General features: G+C 62.6%; 12 protein-coding genes. 8 read left to right on the top strand and 4 right to left on the bottom strand.

Annotation, left to right across the window (positions count from 1 at the left end; all coding sequences use genetic code 11):
* Positions 1-94: 94 nt before the first annotated feature.
* Genes NDI72_RS18705 through NDI72_RS18690 form a run of 4 tightly spaced genes read left to right on the top strand, consistent with a single transcriptional unit; the run spans position 95 to position 5,216 of the window.
* Entirely contained in the window at positions 95-1,354 is a 1,260-nt protein-coding gene (locus NDI72_RS18705; protein ID WP_206543839.1) for a sarcosine oxidase subunit beta family protein, read from the top strand.
* Between the two features lie 10 nt (positions 1,355-1,364).
* The gene (locus NDI72_RS18700; protein ID WP_283801369.1) at positions 1,365-1,643 is read left to right on the top strand and encodes a sarcosine oxidase subunit delta; all 279 of its coding nucleotides are present in this window, start codon (positions 1,365-1,367) and stop codon (positions 1,641-1,643) included.
* On the top strand, positions 1,640-4,633 hold the full coding sequence (locus NDI72_RS18695) for a sarcosine oxidase subunit alpha family protein (protein ID WP_283801368.1): 2,994 nt from the start codon (positions 1,640-1,642) through the stop codon (positions 4,631-4,633). The genes NDI72_RS18700 and NDI72_RS18695 overlap by 4 nt, the downstream gene beginning before the upstream one ends.
* Positions 4,626-5,216, top strand: a complete 591-nt coding sequence (locus tag NDI72_RS18690; RefSeq protein WP_283801366.1) for a sarcosine oxidase subunit gamma — start codon at positions 4,626-4,628, stop codon at positions 5,214-5,216. The genes NDI72_RS18695 and NDI72_RS18690 overlap by 8 nt, the downstream gene beginning before the upstream one ends.
* A 122-nt stretch (positions 5,217-5,338) precedes the next feature.
* On the opposite strand, the gene NDI72_RS18685 is transcribed toward NDI72_RS18690, so the two are convergent.
* Together NDI72_RS18685 and NDI72_RS18680 are read right to left on the bottom strand one after the other, a co-directional pair.
* A complete protein-coding gene (locus NDI72_RS18685; protein ID WP_206543843.1) occupies positions 5,339-5,944 on the bottom strand; it encodes an EF-hand domain-containing protein in 606 nt (201 codons plus the stop codon).
* Between the two features lie 164 nt (positions 5,945-6,108).
* Positions 6,109-6,816 carry a nitroreductase gene (locus NDI72_RS18680; RefSeq protein WP_283801365.1) on the bottom strand — a complete coding sequence of 236 codons (708 nt, stop codon included), beginning with the start codon at positions 6,814-6,816 and terminating at the stop codon, positions 6,109-6,111.
* Between the two features lie 315 nt (positions 6,817-7,131).
* Between NDI72_RS18680 and NDI72_RS18675 the strand changes: the two genes are divergently transcribed.
* Positions 7,132-8,334, top strand: coding sequence for a pyridoxal phosphate-dependent aminotransferase (locus NDI72_RS18675; protein ID WP_283801364.1), 1,203 nt, complete (start codon positions 7,132-7,134; stop codon positions 8,332-8,334).
* Between the two features lie 32 nt (positions 8,335-8,366).
* Here the strand turns inward: NDI72_RS18675 and NDI72_RS18670 are convergent, their stop codons facing one another.
* Entirely contained in the window at positions 8,367-8,549 is a 183-nt protein-coding gene (locus NDI72_RS18670; RefSeq protein ID WP_206994218.1) for a DUF3008 family protein, read from the bottom strand.
* A gap of 878 nt (positions 8,550-9,427) precedes the next feature.
* Between NDI72_RS18670 and NDI72_RS18665 the strand changes: the two genes are divergently transcribed.
* Positions 9,428-11,332 carry an autotransporter assembly complex protein TamA gene (locus tag NDI72_RS18665; RefSeq protein ID WP_283801410.1) on the top strand — a complete coding sequence of 635 codons (1,905 nt, stop codon included), beginning with the start codon at positions 9,428-9,430 and terminating at the stop codon, positions 11,330-11,332.
* Entirely contained in the window at positions 11,329-15,951 is a 4,623-nt protein-coding gene (locus NDI72_RS18660; RefSeq protein ID WP_283801363.1) for a translocation/assembly module TamB domain-containing protein, read from the top strand. Before NDI72_RS18665 ends, NDI72_RS18660 begins: the two co-directional genes overlap by 4 nt.
* A gap of 191 nt (positions 15,952-16,142) precedes the next feature.
* On the opposite strand, the gene NDI72_RS18655 is transcribed toward NDI72_RS18660, so the two are convergent.
* A complete protein-coding gene (locus tag NDI72_RS18655; RefSeq protein ID WP_283801361.1) occupies positions 16,143-16,787 on the bottom strand; it encodes a protein-L-isoaspartate(D-aspartate) O-methyltransferase in 645 nt (214 codons plus the stop codon).
* Between the two features lie 494 nt (positions 16,788-17,281).
* Between NDI72_RS18655 and NDI72_RS18650 the strand changes: the two genes are divergently transcribed.
* Positions 17,282-18,367: a site-specific integrase gene (locus NDI72_RS18650; protein ID WP_283801360.1), complete on the top strand. Its 1,086-nt coding sequence runs from the start codon at positions 17,282-17,284 to the stop codon at positions 18,365-18,367.
* Positions 18,368-18,510 lie beyond the last annotated feature (143 nt).

Below are 18,510 nucleotides of genomic sequence, written 5' to 3'. Positions count from 1 at the left end.
AAAAGACATACGCCCTATTTGCCACCATCGGCCGGGGTGTCCTATAGGTTTAGCCCTGAACCTAGACTTCGTTCTGGCAAAAGAATGGCGGCGCATGGCGGAATATTCAGCACTTTCGCTTCTGAAGAATGCCCTTTCAGGCAATCGTGACTGGAAACCGGCCTGGCGCAAGCCCGATCCCAAACCGAATTATGATGTCATCATCATCGGTGGTGGCGGGCACGGTCTGGCGACGGCCTATTATCTCGCCGCCATGCATGGCATCACGAATGTGGCCGTTCTGGAGAAGGGCTGGCTCGGATCGGGCAATATCGGCCGCAACACGACCATCGTGCGCTCCAACTATCTGCTGCCCGAATCCATTCGCTTCTACGAACATTCGATGAAGCTCTGGGAGAACCTCTCCCACGAACTCAACTACAATGTGATGTTCTCGCAGCGCGGCGTTTTGAACCTTGCCCACAGCCCGGGCCAGGCGGATGATTACATCCGCCGGGGCAACGCCATGCGCCATGACGGCGTAGACGCCGAATGGCTGACGCCGCAGGAGATTTCGCGCAGGGTGCCGGGGCTCGACGTTTCCGGTTCGGCGCGCTTTCCCATCGCCGGTGGCCTGTTGCAGCCGCGCGCCGGCACCGCGCGTCATGATGCGGTCGCCTGGGGTTATGCGCGCGCCGCCGACCGGCGCGGCGTCGACATGATCGAGAATTGCGAAGTGACGGGTTTCCTGCGCGACGGCGACCGGATCATCGGCGTCACCACCACACGCGGCGACATCCGCGCGAAGAAGGTGGCGATGGCGGTGGCCGGCAGCACGGGCCAGGTGCTGAAGCGCGCCGGCGTCGACACGTTTCCCATCGAAAGCCATGTTCTGCAGGCTTTCGTGTCTGAAGCCATAAAGCCGTTCGTGAACTGCGTCGTGACCTTCGGGGCCGGCCATCTCTATGTCTCGCAATCGGACAAGGGCGGCCTGGTGTTCGGCGGCAGTCTGGATTTCTACAACTCCTACGCCCAGCGCGGAAACCTGCCCGTTGCGGAAGACGTGATGAGCGAGATCTGCGCCATGTTCCCATCGGTCGCGCGGCTTCGCCTCCTGCGCTCCTGGGGCGGCATCATGGACATGTCGATGGACGGTTCTCCGATCATCACGAAAGGCCCCCTGCCCGGTCTCTACCTGAATTGCGGCTGGTGCTATGGCGGCTTCAAGGCGACGCCGGCTTCGGGCTATTCCTTTGCCTGGACCATCGCCAAGGACGAGCCTCACGCCATCAACGCGCCGTTCACGCTGAGCCGCTTCGAGCGCGGCGCGGTGATCAACGAAGCGGGCCAGGGCCCGACCCCGAAACTGCATTGAGGGAACCGCCATGCTGATCAACTGCCCGCATTGCGGCCCCCGCGACCTTGCCGAATTCTCCTATCAGGGCGACGCGACGCGCACCCGGCCCGATCCCGCCTCGACCGACACGCAGGCGTGGCTCGACTATGTCTATAGCCGGCCCAATCCGGCGGGGCGCCACCGGGAATACTGGCAGCATACCGGAGGGTGCCGCGCGCATCTGGTGGTGGAGCGGGACACGCTGACCCATGAAATCCACGCGGTCGCTCCCGTTCGCGGCAACGCCAAAAGCGGAGACGCCGCATGAGCCCGCGCCGTACATCCGCCGGCGGATCAATCGACCGCACCCGCACCATCCGCTTCACCTTCGATGGCGAGGCCCATACCGGCCATGCCGGCGACACGCTGGCCTCCGCGCTTCTCGCCAACGGCGTTTCACTGGTGGGCCGCTCGTTCAAATATCACCGTCCGCGCGGCGTCTTCAGCGCCGGGGTGGACGAGCCGAACGCACTCGTGACCATTCTGCGCGAAGGCGTGCGCGAGCCGAACATTCCCGCCACGCAGATCGAACTGCATGACGGGCTCAGGGCGGAAAGCCAGAACCGCTTCCCTTCACTCGCCTGGGATTTCGGGGCGCTGAACCAGCTCGGCGGCCGGCTTTTGGGCGCTGGCTTCTACTACAAGACCTTCATGGGGCCGGTGGTCGGACCACTGAAGGGCACGCGCTTCTGGATGATGTGCGAGCATGTCATTCGCCGGGCCGCCGGCCTCGGCCGCGCCGATTACGACGCCGATCCCTCGCGCTATGAGCACATGAACGCCTTTTGCGACGTGCTCGTGGTGGGCGGCGGCATTGCAGGCCTGATGGCGGCGGAGGCAGCCGCAAAGGCCGGCAAGCGCGTGATCCTCGCTGAACAGGAGAAGCAGACCGGCGGCTTTGCACGCTGGTCGGGCGAAACCATCGACGCAAAACCGGCTGATGCATGGGCAGCGGATATCACCGCGCGGCTCACCGGGCTCGACAATGTGCGCCTTCTCACACGCACGGCGGTCTGGGGCTATTATGACGGCAACACGCTGGCAGCGCTCGAGCGCGTCAACGATCATGTGGCGCGCACGCCGAAAGGGCATCCCCGTCAGCGCCACTGGACGATCCGCGCCGGCACGGTCGTGCTTGCGACGGGTGCGCTTGAGCGCCCCATCGTCTTTCCCGGAAATGACTGCCCCGGCGTGATGCTGGCGGGCGCGGTGCGCCGCTATGCGGGCGAGTTCGGCGTCTTGCCGGGCGAAAAGACGGTTCTTTTCACCAACAATGACAGCGCCTATCAGGCAGCAGCCGCCATCAGGCGCGCCGGCGGGCATGTGGCGGCCATCGTGGATGTGCGCAAGCAGATCGGCGATGAAGCGACAGCGCTTGCAACCGAGGCCAGCGTCGTGCCGCTGACCGGTCACGCCATTGTCGGAACCAAGGGTGGCAAGGCGCTTTCAGGCGCTGTGGTGCAGGCATTCGACGCCGATACGGGCAGGCTCTCCGGCGAGGCAAGGCCGATAGACTGCGACAGTCTCGCGGTTTCCGGCGGCTGGCAGCCGGTCATCCATCTGGCGAGCCAGGCTGGCGGGAAGCCTGTCTGGGATGCCGAAAAACAGGCGTTTCTGCCGCCTGAACCGACGCAGCGCTGGATTGGCGCAGGCGCGTTTCTCGGCGAAACGGGGTCGGCGGAAGCCTTGGCGAGTGGCCGCAATGCGGGGTTAAAAAGCGCCGACAAGCGCCCTTCGCGGGCCAAACTGCCGGAAACGGCTCCGTCAGCGCTTGATCTCGCCCCCGCCCCGGTTCTGGAAATCAGGGGCAAGGGCAAGGCGTTCGTCGACTTCCAGCACGATGTGACCGCCGATGATGTGCGGCTTGCGCACCGTGAGGGCTTCGTCAGCGTCGAGCACCTGAAGCGCTATACGACGCTCGGCATGGCGACCGATCAGGGCAAGACCTCGAATGTGCCGGGGCTGGCCATCATGGCCGCCGCGCGCGGCATCGAGATTCCGCAGGCCGGCACAACGCGGTTCCGCCCGCCCTTTTCGCCGGTCGCCATCGGCGCGCTGGCGGCGGAGCGTTATGGCGACCTGAAGCCGGAGCGGCTGACGCCCCTGCACGACTGGCATGAAGAGCATGGCGCAGAGATGACGCCGGCGGGCCTGTGGCATCGCCCCCTCGCCTATGCCGGTGCGGGCGAGACGGTGGAGCAGGCCTATATCCGCGAGGCGTCGGCAGTTCGCCGTTCGGTCGGCCTTGTCGATGTGTCGACGCTCGGCAAGATTGCCGTGAAGGGACCGGATGCCGCCACATTCCTCGACCGGGTCTACACCAACACCTTCTCCACACTGAAAGTTGGCAAAGCGCGCTATGGGCTGATGCTGCGCGATGACGGGCTGGTCTTCGATGACGGCACCACCTGGCGGCTTGGCGAAACCGATTTCCTGATGACCACCACCACCGCCAATGCAGGCCCGGTGATGCAGCATCTGGAATATTGCCTCGACATTCTGTGGCCGGACCTGAAGGTGCATCTCACCTCCGTCACCGACCAGTGGGCGGGGGCTGCGATTGCCGGTCCGAAGGCCCGCGCGGTTCTCGAACGCTGCGTGACCGGAACCGGTGTCGACAATGACGCGCTCCCCTTCATGGGCATCGTGCATGGCGAAATCGATGGCGCGCCCGTCATGATCTGCCGCCTCTCCTTTTCCGGCGAGCTTGCCTATGAGGTCTATTGCGGGGCCGGCCATGGCGTTCATGTCTGGGACGCGCTGCTGGAAGCCGGCGAACCCTTCGGCATCACGCCCTATGGCATGGAAGCGCTCGGCGCGCTGCGCATCGAGAAGGGCCATGTGACGGGCGCGGAGATCGACGGCCGCACCACGGCGCGCGATCTTTATCTCGACGGGATGCTGTCGAAGAAGAAGTCCTTCATCGGTTCGGGCCTGATGGACCGCCCTGCCCTGATCGACAGGAACAGGCTGCGGCTCGTGGGCGTCGTCTCGCTCGACGGTCAGCCGCTTGGCGGCGGCGCGCATCTGGTGGAAAGCGGGAACCGAGACGAACCGGGCGACAGCATCGGCCATGTGACCGGATACTGCTATTCGCCGGCGCTCGAAAAATACATCGGCCTGGCGCTGGTCAAGGGCGGCAAGACACGACACGGCACACGGGCCTTCCTGTCCGATCCGCTGCGCAAGCGCTTCGGACAGGTGGAAATCGTCAGCCACCATTTCTTCGATCCGGATGGGGAGCGCATGCATGGTTGAGCGCGCATCACCGCTGGGCAGCGATTTTCGCCCCGGCTCCTATGGTGATTTCGCCAATGGGGCGGAAGTCACGATCCTTGAAATCGACAGGGCGGGCATTGTCGAGGCGACAGCCTGGCCGGGCCAGGAGAAGGCGCTTTGCGAAGCGCTGGCGGGTGCCTGCAATCTCAGGCTCTCGGCAGGCTCGGGCAATGGTGCGGCCAATCGCGAAGGCGTGTGCGCCTTCAACATCGGCCCCGGCCGGTTTCTGGTGAGCGGCCCGCGCGAGACGGTTGCGGGCCAGCTGGAAAGCGCGGTGCCGGACACGATCGGCACAGTGACCAACCTTTCGCATGGGAGAACGGTGCTTGGCATTGAAGGGCCGAAAGCGGAATGGGTTCTGGCCAAGCTGTTCGCGCTCGATTTCGCAAGTGCAGCCTTCCCCGTCCATTCGGGATGCGCGACGGCGCATCATGAGATCGCCGTTCAGATCCAGCGCCGGGGCGAAAAACGCTTCGAACTCTACGTCTCGCGCTCTTTTGCACGGTCCTTCGCAAACACGCTGCGCCGGGCCGCAGAAGATGTGGGTTACACAATCAAATAGGTCCGGCGCGGCGACACCGGACCTATTCACCGGTTCGCAGAAACGCGAAGCGAACCGGCCCCACCGCCGGGGAAGTGATCCAGCACTTCCCCACCGATGCCTTTGTAGCTACTTACGTATTGTCAGCCATTGTCAGAGGGAGCTGCGCCGCGGCGCATTTCGCCCTTGCCGCCGCCCTTGTGCTCACCACCCTTGTGGTCGTGCCTGCGCTCCATCTTGCCGCGACCTTCGCCGCGTTCACCACCACCGCGCTTGCCATGCTCCGCCGCCATCTGGCGACCGCCACGGCGCATCTCGCGCTGGTCGAGCTGACCGTCATTGTTGGCGTCCATCAGCGTAAAACGCTTGGCGTGCTGGCTTTCGATCTCGGCGATGGTCACCTTGCCGTCACCATCCGCATCGAGATGCTGTGCGGCGCGCTTGGCGCGGCGTTCTGCCATGCGCTGGGTTGCGAGATCCTGCAGCTCGGCATCGGAGAGCGTGCCGTCGCCATCGGCATCGGCTGCCTTGAGGCGATCAAGCTGAATGCTGGTGAACTCTTCAGCGGTGATGACACCATCGCCATCGGCATCAAAGCGGGCGAAACCGCGCATCTGCTTGCCGCCCTTCATCTGCTGCCCGGCAGCCTGGGGGTTGCCCTGACCATTCTGCGCAGCTTCCTGGGCGATGGCGGCGGAACCGGCAACCAGGCTGAGAGCCAGAGCCGACAACAGGATCTTGTTTTTCATGTCTTCATCCTCGTAAAGGGGCGCCGCTTGGGAGGCGCGGCAGGGAACGAGGTGAAATTGACCGATCCCACATTACGGCAACCTTGCCGGGGAATTACAAATTCGTAAGCAAGGGCCGTAGGTGGAAAAACATGATCCAGGGTCCTGCCCCCAGGGTCCTGCCCCTAGCGCACGAAGGAAACGAATTCCTCAAGCGGCTCGCGCTCGCTGCGCAGGCCGTTTTCCGGTGCAGAAGCGTCTTCATAGCCAAGCGCCATGCCGCAGACCACGATTTCCTCATCCGGAATGTCGAGGATCGGGCGGATCTGCTTGTGATAGGGCGCGAAAGCCGCCTGCGGGCAGGTGTGCAGGTCACGACCGCGCGCGGCGATCATCACCGACTGCACGAACATGCCAAGATCGATCCACGAGCCCTTGTTGAGGCGGCGATCGATGGTGAAGATCAGCCCGACCGGCGCGTCGAAAAAGGTAAAGTTGCGGTCGTGCTGGGCGCGCATACGGTCCACTTCGCGCCGCCCGATGCCCAGAAGGCTGTAGAGCGCAAAGCCAACGGCGCGGCGGCGGGTCAGATAGGGCTCGAAGAATTTGTCGGGGTAGTATTTGTACTCGTCCCACTCGATCTTCTCGGGGCGGACGCCCGAAGAGAGGATCGCATCCGACAGTTCCTGCTTGCGCTCGCCAGAAACGACATAGACCTTCCAGGGCTGCATGTTCGTGCCCGAAGGCGCGCGTGCGGCAACACGCAGAATATCCCGGATCGTGTCGTCATCGACCGGCTCGGGTAAAAACGCGCGTACGGAGCGGCGCGACAGCATCGCCTCGTCGACGATTTCTGAAACAGACAGTTCGTTCTTCTTTTCAGGGGCCAACATGCCGCCATCCTTCTGCAAAAATGCGGTGCGAACCGACGGATGCCCCTCACATCCATACCGCAACCCGTTCAGGATCGGATCGCCGAGCGTCCATCAGGACGTACAAAAACCGATCCAGCCCATTGATGGAGCGCCGCGATAAACGGAAAACCGGTTTCCACTTTTCGATCCGGTGCTCTGGGAACACATGCCCCCGGGTGCGCTATTTGGTTGCGCTGTTCTCATGACTGCCACTCTGTTAAAAGAGCGGCCAGTGCGCGGTCCTCGTAGTCGAAGGGCCTTCCTTTTTCAAGTCGAATGCCAAGAGCCTCACCCATGCCAAAGCCTTCATCACGCATTTCCGGCATCGTTCCTTCCGGCAAAAACGGTTGGGAAATCCATTTCGCAGCCATGGCCCGCAAACAGGCCGGCGACAAGGTCATCATGCTCTCGGTCGGAGACCATGATTTCGACACGCCGGCCGAAACGGTCGAGGCCTGCGTCAAAGCCGTGCGCGGTGGTCACCACCATTATACGCAACTTCCGGGCCAGCCCCGACTGCGCGCCGCACTCGCCAAGCTCTCCGAAGAATGCACCGGTATCGAGACCAGCGCCGACGAGATCATGGTCACCATTGGTGGTCAGGGTGCGCTTTACGCAGCGTTTCAGGCAGTGCTCGATCCGGGCGCGCATGCGGTGATCGTGTCGCCCTATTACGCGACCTATCCCGGCACGGTGCGGGCCGCAGGCGGCCGTTTCACCGAGATCGAGACGCATGCGGAAAACAATTTCGAGCCGAGCCTTGAGGAAATCGAGGCCGCGCTTGAGGCCGACACGCGCGCCATTCTCATCAACTCGCCGAACAATCCGACGGGCGCGGTCTATTCGCGCGCCACGATTGAGCGCATTGCCGAAATCTGCCGCGAGCGTGATATCTGGCTTCTGTCCGACGAGGTCTACTGGACCATCCGGTCCGACAAGGAGCATGTCTCGCCGCGCGCCCTGCCCGGCATGAAGGAGCGCACGCTGGTCATCAATTCGCTGTCGAAGAGCCACGGCATGACCGGCTGGCGCGTCGGCTGGCTGACCGGCCCCGCCGACATGATTGCGGTGATGACCAATCTCAACCTCGTCGCCACTTATGGCCTGCCCGACTTCACCTCGCATGCGGCCACCGCCGCCGCCGAGAACGGTTTCGGTGTGGTTGAGATCGCCGAACTCTACACGAAACGGCGCGAGGCGTTTCTCGATGCCGTGCGCGGCATGAATGGTGTCGTCGTTCGCGGTTCGGAAGGCGGCATGTATGTCATGCTCGACATTCGGGCCATCGAGCAGGATTGCGAAAAGTTCGCCTGGGACTTCCTGAACGCGGAAGATGTGGCGGTTCTGCCGGGCGCCAGCTTCGGTGACGCCGCAAAAGGCCATATCCGCATTTCCATGTGTCAGGATGAGGAAACGCTGCGGGAGGCTGCAAAGCGGCTGGAGCGTTTCATTTCCGGCCGTCTCGATGCGGGCAAGTCAGCCACAGCCGCAGGCTGACCCTGAGGCCATGAGGCGCGCGCTGGCGCGCCTCAGTCCTTCTTCTCGGGCAAATCGTCGTGGCTGGTTTCCGCCAGTTCTTCGAGTTCTGCCTCGCTCATCGTCTCGAACATCTCCAGCGAAGCGCCCTTCAGATCCGATTTCGGCGTGTCACCACGCCTCGCAGACAAGGCAGCCCCGGCGGCTTTTTGCTGAGCCTTTGACTTTGCTGGCATCGGCATCTCCTTTCGTCTTGCATCCGAAAGGGAAATTCCGCGAATGCGCTCAGGGTTCCCACAATCACACGATTTGCGGCCCTCACGACATGGCGCGGGGTGACGCTGCAATTTTCAGCCAGTATGGATCGGGGGAGAAGGGGCCGGGCTTGCCGCGCGCCTTCAAAAAAGGCGTGCGCGCGCCATCCACAATGTAGACCGCCTCCCTCGAAGCCGAACTGCTTCGCGAAGCCGAGCCTTTGCGTGATGCCGTCACCTTTTTGCGGGAACCCGAGCGTGATGCTGCAGCGGATTTCACGGGCCGGGCTCTCCTTGAAGCGGGCTCTGCGGAAGCAGAGGTCTCGGAAGCACTGTGAAAGGGGGCGGCTTTCGGCGGGGAGGATTTGGCGGGAATGGCGCGCCGGGGCTTTCTGTTTCGGGGGATGGCTCGCGTCAGATCAGGCTCTCTGATGTCTGGCTCCATCAGCGCAGCAGGGCTTCCGAGCGCTTCTGCTTCTTCCGGCGACAACGATTCGCCCTGGGTGTTCCGGGGTTCCGGCCTGCGTGGTTTTTGTGCCATTCGACACGTGCCTCTCCTTGAAAACAAACGTATTGCGATTGCCTGAACCGCCCCCGGCAACCCTGAATTGGCCACGGACAGACAACCACCTTCTCATTTCGTAGGTCTCAATTCGGCTTCACTTCAAATAACGCCGGCTTTAAGCCACATTTTCTCGAGACAGCCGACTAGCTGCATTGGCCGTGATCGTTGTTTGTGATTTAACCTCGATATTCTGCACAGTGAGAGCGTGAGACGTTAACGTCACGGCAAGACCGATGGCCGACACTCGGCTCGAGAATGGGAGACGGGTTTGAGTAGGATCGACGTCAAGTCGTCGATGGGTCGGCGTTTGCAGGGGCCTCTTGCGCTCTCGCTCATGCTCGCCTTCACGACCGCTCCCGCCGACGCTTTCGAGCTGTTCGGCATCAAACTCTTTGGCAAGGACAAGGTCGCCGAGGAAAGCGAGACCATTGGCGAACCGTGGAATTACACGGTCGACTTCGTCGTTCCCTATGGTTTCGAGGATGTCGAAAAGTCGCTCAAGGGTTCTTCAACTCTATGGACCGATCGGGAAAGACCGGCCTCCGGCGCTGCCGGCCTCATCGTCAGAGCGCGCGGTGATTACCGCCGCATCCTGAACACGCTCTATGGATCAGCGCTCTATGGCGGTTCGATCACGATCACGATCGACGGCAGGGAAGTCTCCGAACTCCCCATCGACGCAAACATTGCCAATCCGGCCAATGTGCGGGTCGAGGTGGACCCCGGCCCTGTCTTCCGCTTCGGACAGGCACAGATCATCAATCAGGCCCCGCCTGCCAAAAGGCGCAGGGACCGCGTCGAAGACCCGGCCAGGGAAGGCTTCCTCACCGGCGAAATTGCCCGTTCGGGAACGATCCTCCAAGCCGGACGCCTGGCGGTCGAAGCCTGGCGCTATCAGGGGCACCCAAAGGCGAAAATCGGCAACCAGCAGGTGACGGCAGAGCACAGGACCAGCACGGTGGATGCGGTTCTGACCATGGAGCCCGGCCGCAGCGCCGTCTATGGAGACGTATCGGTCAGCGGGACCGAGCGCATGGACCCGGAGTTCGTGGCGCGCCAGACAGGCATCGTTCCCGGCCGCGAGTACAATCCAAACGATCTGGAACGCGCCAAAAAGCGCCTTGCAAGGCTTGATGTGTTCCGTTCCGCCCGCATCGAGGAAGCAGAAGAGATCAAGCAGGATGGTTCCCTGCCTCTTTCGGTCAGCGTTCAGGAACGTCTGCCGCGCCGCTTTGGTGTGGGCGGCACCTATTCCACGCTCGACGGTCTCGGCGTGGAAGCCTACTGGATGCACCGCAATCTGTTCGGCCGTGCCGAGCGCCTGCGCTTCGAAGGCAAGGTGCTGGGCATCGGCAACACGTTCAAGCCGGAAGACCTGACCTATCGGGTTGGTGCATCGTTCACCAAACCCGGCGTCTACACGCCCGACACGGACTTTCAGGCGTCCGTCTTCGGCGACCGCGAGGTTCTGGAGCGCTACACCCGCACCAACGTGACCGCGCAGGCCGGTTTCCACCATGAATTCAACGAAGAGCTTTCGGGCAGCCTCTTTGCGAATGTAGACCGGGCGCGCTTCGACGACGATTTCGGCACACGCGATTTCCTGACGGTGGGGCTTTCGGGCACGGTCACCTATGACAGCCGCGACAATCCTGCCGACGCGACGGAAGGCTTCTTCGCTGAAGCCTCGCTCGACCCGTTCTACGAGATGGAATACGGCAATCTGGCGGCACGCATGATGCTGGAAGGCCGGGCCTATTACGATTTCGGCAGCGACGGGCGCTTTGTGGCGGCCGGCCGCGCCAAGCTCGGTTCACTCGTGGGCGCCCCCATCTCCGAAACCCCGCCCGACAAGCTGTTCTTCGCAGGCGGCGGCGGTTCGGTGCGCGGCTATGCCTATCGCAATATCGGTGTCGACACGCCCAATGGCGTGGCTGGCGGACGCTCTCTGATGGAGGCATCGGCCGAGCTGCGCGCCCGCGTGACCGACAGTATCGGCCTTGTCGGCTTTGTCGATGCCGGTCTGGTCGGCGCTGAATCGTTCCCGGATTTCAATCAGGATGTCAGGATCGGCGTCGGCGCCGGACTGCGTTACCTCACACCTCTTGGCCCCGTGCGCCTGGATGTCGCCGTGCCGCTTGACCGGCGCAACGACGATCCGAGCGTCGCCTTCTATGTCGGGATAGGACAAGCATTTTGATCCGCCTCCTCGCCGCCCTCAGCCTCCTTCTCCTCCTGCTGCCGGCCATGGCGCAGGACACGCCGAGCGAAAGCACGCCCGAAGAGGAGCGCTCTTTCCTGACGCGGCTGCTTGAAAACCAGCTCTCAACACCGAACCGGCAGATCCGCATTTCGGGCATTCGCGGGGCGCTCTCCTCGCAGGCGACCATTGGCGAGATCACCATCGCCGACCGCGAAGGCGTCTGGCTTCGCCTTCAGAATGCGTCGATCAACTGGAGCCGCTCGACCCTGATTCTGCGGCAGCGCCTTGAGGTGCAGAGGCTCGCCGCAGAGAGCATCGAAGTGACGCGCCGGCCGCTGCCGGATGAAACGGCCCTGCCCTCCCCTGAATCGCGCTCGTTCCAGGTTCCCGAACTGCCGCTGGCGATCAATCTGGAACAGCTGGAAATCCCGAAGGCAACCTTCGGCCACGATGTGTTCGGCCTCGCCGCCGAACTGTCGCTCACCGGTGCGCTCAGAATTGCCAGCGGAACGCTGGACACGAATTTCGACGTCAAGCGCCTTGATGGTCCCGGCGGGCAGTTCGCCCTGAAGGCGGCTTTCTCCAACGAAACGGAAGTTCTCGACCTCGACCTCGTGCTCGACGAGCCCGCAGACGGCGTTGTCGCCAACCTGCTTAACGTGCAGGGACGCCCGCCGCTGAAACTGACCATTGCCGGCAACGGCCCGCTCAGCGATCTGGACATCAAGCTGGCGCTGGAAGCCGATGGCGTGCCCGCCTTTGGCGGCACGGCGCGTCTCCGCGAGCGTGACGAGGGCCTTGGCTTCTCGGCAAGGCTCGCCGGCGCCATCGGCCGGCTGGTTCCGGCCCAGTTCCGCGACTTCTTCGGCGCAGGCACACATATCAATGTGAGCGGCGTGTCCAAGACGGGCGGCGGCGTTCTGCTTGAGAACCTTCAGATCTCCAGCGCCTCCATGCGCATCGAGGCAGCAGCCGAAACCGGCAGCGACCACTTCCTGACCGCTCTTTCGCTGAGCGCCAGCGTGGCCGACCCCAATGGCAAGCGCGTCCTCCTGCCCGTTTCGGGCGGCGAAACCTCGTTGCAGACGGCAAACCTCAATGTGACCTTTGGCGAAGCCGGCTCCGAGCGCTGGCGCGGCAATCTGGCGATTGACGGTCTTCAGACCTCGGAATTCGCTGCCGGCCGAACAGAGCTCGTCATGGGCGGGCTTGCCCAGAACCTGAACAATGCAGAAAACCGCCGCATCAGCTTTGACGTCGATGGCGGCCTTTCCGGCATCACCGCAAAGCAGGCCAAGATCGCCAAAGCGCTGGGCGATGCGCTGGATATCGCGGTCAAGGGGGACTGGCGGGCCGGCAATCCGGTCATGCTGGAGAATGCCAGCATTTCGGGCAACGGGCTGGAAACCGCCCTGCGCGGACAGATCGATGAGTTCGCCTTTACCGGCGACATCCTGCTCAGCGCCGACGACATCGCGCCCTTCTCCGGCCTTGCCGATCAGGAACTTGCAGGCGCGGTCGACCTCAAGGCAAGCGGCACGGTGCGCCCGATCAGCGGCGCATTCGATCTCGACCTCGATGGCACGGCGACCGATCTGCGCATCGAAAACGAGATGGCGGGCAATCTTCTGGCCGGCACGACCCGCATTGATGGCGGCGTGGCGCGCGGCGCCGACGGGCTGACGGCGCGCAAGCTGCGCCTGGCCAACGACCAGCTGACGCTGAACGCCGACGGCAATTTCGCCACCGGCAAGGCCAATTTCACCTTCGACGCCGCTCTGGAAGACATGGCGCTCCTCTCGAAGGAGGCTTCGGGACGCCTGACGGCCACCGGCCGCGCCCAGGGGGCCGAAGGACGCATCAACCTGACCTTCAAGGCCGACGCCCCGAGCGGCAGCCTCGCGGGCCGCGCACTGACCGAAGCCGCGCTTGGCTTCACCGGGCAGCTGGAGAAGCAGGTGCTCACCGGTCAGGTGGACGGCACGGCCTTCCTCGCCGGCGAACGCGTTGAACTGGCGAGCCACATCGTCCTTGACGACACGCAGCGCCAGCTGACGGAACTGAGCTTCCGCGCCGGCGGCGCAAGCGCAACGGGCAATGTCATTCAGGATGTTCAGAAGAACCTGATCGACGGCCGGCTGAACATTGACGCCGCTGACATCTCCACCGCCGCAGCACTGCTGCTGCGCGAGGCGAGCGGCAGCGTGAACGCCGAAATTTCGCTCTCACCGGTGAATGACAGCCAGACGGCCGACATCAATGCGACGATCCGCAATCTGGAGATCGATCAGACCCGCGTCTCGAACGCGGAGATCGCCGCCACGATCGAAGATCTGTTCGGCGTGCCCGCAGCGGTGGGCGAGATCTCTGCCGACGACATCACCGCCGGTGGCATCGGCATCACGCGGCTGGACGCCAGTGCACGGCAGGAAGGCGACGCCACGCAGTTTGAAGGCTCCGCCCTTCTCGATCAGGGCACGAAGCTCGCCACAAAGGGAGCGCTCGCGCCCGAGGGCGAAGGCTTTCGGGTGAGCCTCGACCGTCTCACACTCAATCAGGGAGCTATTAGCGCGCGTCTCGTCAACGCCACCTCCCTGCTGGTTCAGGGCTCAAGCTACACGCTCGACCCGCTGGAAATAGACGTTGCGGGCGGTCGCATCAGGGCCAGCGGCAAGGTTGCCAATAGCCTCGACCTGGCCGTCGATCTCGCCAATGTACCGCTCTCCATCGCGAACACGATCCAGCCGGATCTCGGTCTCGGCGGTACGCTGAACGGCAAAGCCGACATCAAGGGCACACGCGCGAAGCCGATGGTCACATTCGATGTTGCTGGCCGCAGCATCACCTCCTCCATGCTTCAGCAGGCCGGCCTGAGCATGCTGACCGTGGACGCCTCCGGCACGACGGACGGCAACCGCCTCAATGTGAACACCAGCATCACCAGTCCCGAAGGTCTCAACGCTTCCGCCAGGGGCGTCGTGCCCTTCGATGACAGCCAGCTTGCCATGGATGTGGCCTTGAACGCCTTCCCGCTGGCCGCGCTCAACCGCGTGGTGAAGGGACAGAACCTGGCCGGCCAGGTGACGGGCAATGCCCGCGTGACCGGCAGGCTCAATGCGCCTGAAGCGCGCTTCGATGTCCGCGCCTCCGGCCTGAATGCAGCGCCGCTGGCAAGCGCCGGCCTCGGCCCGCTTCAACTTGCCGCCAATGGCAGCTTCGCCCGCAACACGGTGCAGCTTGCAAGCCTCACCGCCAATGATCCCAATGGCCTCGCCATTCAGGCCAGCGGCAGCGTGCCCCTTTCGGGCTCGGGCCTCGGCATCAATGTGTCGGGCACCGCACCGCTGTCCATCGCCAACCGCATGCTTGCCACACGCGGGACGCAGCTTTCCGGTACGGCGACGGCAGATGTGCGGGTTTCGGGCGCTCTCTCCAATCCAGTGATCAACGGCACGATCTCCACCGCCAATGCCGCAGCCGTCGATCCGCTCACCAATCTGCGCGTCAATGATGTGCGGCTTGCCGCCACGCTGACAGGCGACCGCGTGTCGATCACCGAAGGTTCGGCAGCACTTGCCGCCGGCGGCCGGGTTTCCATCTCGGGATCGGTCTCGACCAATGCCCAGGCCGGCTTCCCCGCCGATCTGCGGATCAGCCTCGACAATGCCCGCCACACGGATGGCGAGATGGTGACCGCCACGGTGGATGGCGCACTGTCGCTGACAGGCGCCCTCACCCGTGATCCGCTTCTGGCCGGCGAGGTCAATATCGAGCGCGCCGAAATCATCGTCCCGGAAAATCTGGGCGGCGGCGCTGCGGCCATCAATGTGCGCCATGTCGATCCGCCCCGCGCGGTGGCGCTCACGCTTGAACGCGCCCGCGCCGACGACGGCACGCCGATGCCAACCGCGCGACCGAGCGTCATGCGGCTGAACGTCAATGTCACGGCCCCTGCCCGTATCTTCGTGCGCGGCCGCGGCCTCGACGCCGAGCTTGGCGGTTCGGTCCGCCTCACCGGCCCGGTCACCAACATCCAGCCGGTCGGCGGCTTCAAGCTCATTCGCGGCCGTCTCTCCATCATCGGCCAGCGTATCACCTTCGATGAAGGCGAAGTCACGCTGGTTGGCGATCTCGACCCGCAGCTCAACTTCGTCGCCCGCTCGCGCGGCAATGACATCATCGTCTTCATCAATGTTCGTGGCCGTGTTTCCGATCTCAACATCTCGTTCTCCTCGCAGCCGGAGCTGCCGGAAGACGAAGTGCTCGCCCGGCTGATCTTCAATCGCGGCGTGAACGAGCTTTCCGCCGTGCAGATCGCACAGCTGGCCGCAGCGGCGGCAGAGCTTGCCGGCGGCGCCAACACGTCGCTTCTCGGCTCGCTGCGCAACGCCACCGGGCTTGATGATCTGGATGTGATCACCGACAGCGAAGGCAACGCGGCTGTGCGCGCCGGGCGCTACATCCAGGACAACATCTATCTGGGCGTGGAGGCCGGTGCGAAGGGCACGACGCGCGGTACGGTCAATCTGGACATCACCGAAGACCTGAAAGCGCGTGGTTCGCTCGGCTCCGATGGCGATTCAAGCGTCGGCATCTTCTTCGAGAAGGACTACTAGGGTCAGGACGCCAGGTAGTCGACAGAGCAAAAAGAAAGCCGGCCAGAAAACTGGCCGGCAATCGGCGCGCATGGTTCGGGTCGGGGGGATGGTGGGGCGCGCGCCTGGAGCAAGAACACACACGCCCCGCAAAGGTTCCACACCGTTTCAATTTTATCGAAAGCGCACGAACACCCGCGCGTGAGGCCGCCTCAGCGCTGCCAGCCCTGTGCGCCGATGAGCGGCACGAAGGACACCGGCGCGAGATCCTCGGTGCGGAAGTTCTCCTCCCCGTCCCGCGTAACGCATGTCAGCTTCTGGGGACCGGAGGCGGAGCCGACGGGCATGATCAGCCGCCCGCCCATGGCAAGCTGCGCGCGCAGCGCCTCCGGCACACGTGGCCCGGCCGCAGCGATGATGATCGCATCAAACGGCGCTTTCTCGGGAAGCCCGAGCGTTCCATCGCCCACGGAAAGCGTGACATTGTCAAGATAACCGCCCGTCTCCAGCCGCTCGCGGGCGGCTGTGGCAAGCGTGTCATGTCGCTCGATCGAAAAGACGTGGCCGGCGAGCAGAGAGAGGATTGCGGTGGAGTAGCCAGACCCCGTGCCCACTTCGAGAACCCGGCTTTCAGGCCCGAGCTCCGCCGCTTCCGTCATCAGGGCAACGATATAGGGTTGGGAAATGGTCTGCCCGTCGCCAATGGGCAGAGCCCCGTCTTCATAGGCGAGTTCGGCGAGATGATCGGGAACGAAGCGTTCGCGCGGCACCTGCGCCATGGCGTCCAGAACCGCTTCGGCGGCAATACCGCGCCGTCTGAGCACCGCCAGCATCTCCGCGCGGCGCACTGTCTGCATGTCTGTGTCGTCGTCTCTGCTCACGCCTGCCGGGCTCGATCAAGGATTGGTTCCACAATCTCTATAATGTCGCCAAAGGGGCTGCAACGTCCATAGTTGGATGTGATCGGAGCTTGGCCACAAACGTGCGGCGAAGACCCAAAAAGCGGTGCTTTTTCAACTTCGAAGGAAAATATGGTGGGTGATACAGGGCTCGAACCTGTGACCCGCTGATTAAGAGTCAGCGGGTGTTGTATTTTGGACACATAGCAAACGCTAGCCTTGTCAACAAATTTTGCATAAATTTCAATATCTTAATATGAGTTTCGTTAGAAAGTGCCTTATTCTATTGAGCTTTTAAACTTTTTTGGCTGTGGCCTTGGTGTGGCCTTAGAACGAAATCCAAGGCCACATTCTGTCAGCGACTAAGGCCACATACTTGACGCAATCAGCGGCCAAGGCCACACAGTTATGTGACCAATTTTGGCGGAATTTCAGAGAGCTGCAGACGAGCGATGAGAGAGCACTTCGACGGCAATACAATTCGAAAAGCGCGCAATGCAGCATCGAGAAATAAAGAGACACAATTCTTCGATACGGCGTGCTCTGGACTCGCCATTCGCGTCTACAAGAGCGGCCGCGCGTCGTGGTGCATTATGTCGAGAGACTGGAAAGCCACGATCGCAGATCTGTCAGCGTTCACAGCTGAAGACATCCCCGCTCTTAGAGGCCTCGTGCCGCAAGCGAGATTATTGAAGAAATCTGGCAAAGATCCCAGCCATCTCGTCAACGAATTTGTCAGCCGAAAAGACGTAGACGAGGCTGGCGTTCATGCTGATGTGAAATCCGGAGAAACGGAAACCTGGGATCAAGCGAGAGACAATTTTCTTGCATGGGTCAAAGAAAATCGCGCGGCCGACACGCACAGAGGATACAAGTCGTCGCTCGGAGCCATCGAGAAATCGCCACTTCACAACGATTTCGAGCCAATGAACGGCAAGCCACTGGCCAGCGTCACGCTCGAAGATATGGTAATCGTGCGCGAAAACATTATCGAACGCGGCCGAAAAGACGGCTCAGCCAAAATTCGGCAGGCCAATTTGACTGTCGCAGCGTTGAAATCGTTTTGGAAATGGCAACGAAATCGTGTCGGAAACCCGATCTCACACAATCCTTCGCTTGAACTTGGCAAAGCCGCAAATAGGAAAAACCGTTTAAAATCAAGCGGTAATGCGAATCTAGAGCGCGCCCTATCTCAGAAAGAGATCGGCCTCGTGATCGCAGGACTATATCAGCATCACAATGTCGCCGCGCGGACAGCACTCATGTTGCAACTGTTGACAGGTCAGAGACGTCTGTCAGTCGCGCAAGCTCGCAAAGAATCTTTCTACGAAAATCCAGAAATCGGAATCGTCTGGCGTCTCGAAGACAAAACTCAAAGCTGGCGCGTAATTCCTCTGCCGCCGCGCGCTAAGGCCGCATACGACATGGCAATCTCGTTGACACGGCTAGAAAATCCGTACCTTTTTCCGCAGATGAGAGAGAGACGGCTAGGCGGCGGGATGGACGGTGACGTTGCCCCCATCTTTTATCCAGCGTGACGTAGACTCCGGGGGGTTATTTTGGCCGTGCTGAGCCTGGTGGAAGACGGGGGCTGGCGTGGAGCTGGCCATTGAGCGCAGCGCCAGGTCCCGTCGTGGGGTGAAGGTAGTGGCGTATTCGGTTGGGGTGAGCCAGCCCAGCC

Origin of the sequence: Nitratireductor sp. GZWM139, from assembly GCF_030068685.1 — a bacterium.
GTDB lineage: Bacteria > Pseudomonadota > Alphaproteobacteria > Rhizobiales > Rhizobiaceae > Nitratireductor > Nitratireductor aquimarinus.
This window is presented reverse-complemented; position numbering and strand designations above follow the sequence as displayed.

Bases quoted from the DNA above. Each gene is read 5' to 3' on its own strand.
- NDI72_RS18705 (WP_206543839.1), top strand. From the start codon at position 95: ATGGCGGAATATTCAGCACTTTCGCTTCTGAAGAATGCCCTTTCAGGC.
- NDI72_RS18700 (WP_283801369.1), top strand. From the start codon at position 1,365: ATGCTGATCAACTGCCCGCATTGCGGCCCCCGCGACCTTGCCGAATTC.
- NDI72_RS18695 (WP_283801368.1), top strand. From the start codon at position 1,640: ATGAGCCCGCGCCGTACATCCGCCGGCGGATCAATCGACCGCACCCGC.
- NDI72_RS18690 (WP_283801366.1), top strand. From the start codon at position 4,626: ATGGTTGAGCGCGCATCACCGCTGGGCAGCGATTTTCGCCCCGGCTCC.
- NDI72_RS18685 (WP_206543843.1), bottom strand. From the start codon at position 5,944: ATGAAAAACAAGATCCTGTTGTCGGCTCTGGCTCTCAGCCTGGTTGCC.
- NDI72_RS18680 (WP_283801365.1), bottom strand. From the start codon at position 6,816: ATGTTGGCCCCTGAAAAGAAGAACGAACTGTCTGTTTCAGAAATCGTC.
- NDI72_RS18675 (WP_283801364.1), top strand. From the start codon at position 7,132: ATGCCAAAGCCTTCATCACGCATTTCCGGCATCGTTCCTTCCGGCAAA.
- NDI72_RS18670 (WP_206994218.1), bottom strand. From the start codon at position 8,549: ATGCCAGCAAAGTCAAAGGCTCAGCAAAAAGCCGCCGGGGCTGCCTTG.
- NDI72_RS18665 (WP_283801410.1), top strand. From the start codon at position 9,428: ATGGGTCGGCGTTTGCAGGGGCCTCTTGCGCTCTCGCTCATGCTCGCC.
- NDI72_RS18655 (WP_283801361.1), bottom strand. From the start codon at position 16,787: ATGCAGACAGTGCGCCGCGCGGAGATGCTGGCGGTGCTCAGACGGCGC.
- NDI72_RS18650 (WP_283801360.1), top strand. From the start codon at position 17,282: ATGAGAGAGCACTTCGACGGCAATACAATTCGAAAAGCGCGCAATGCA.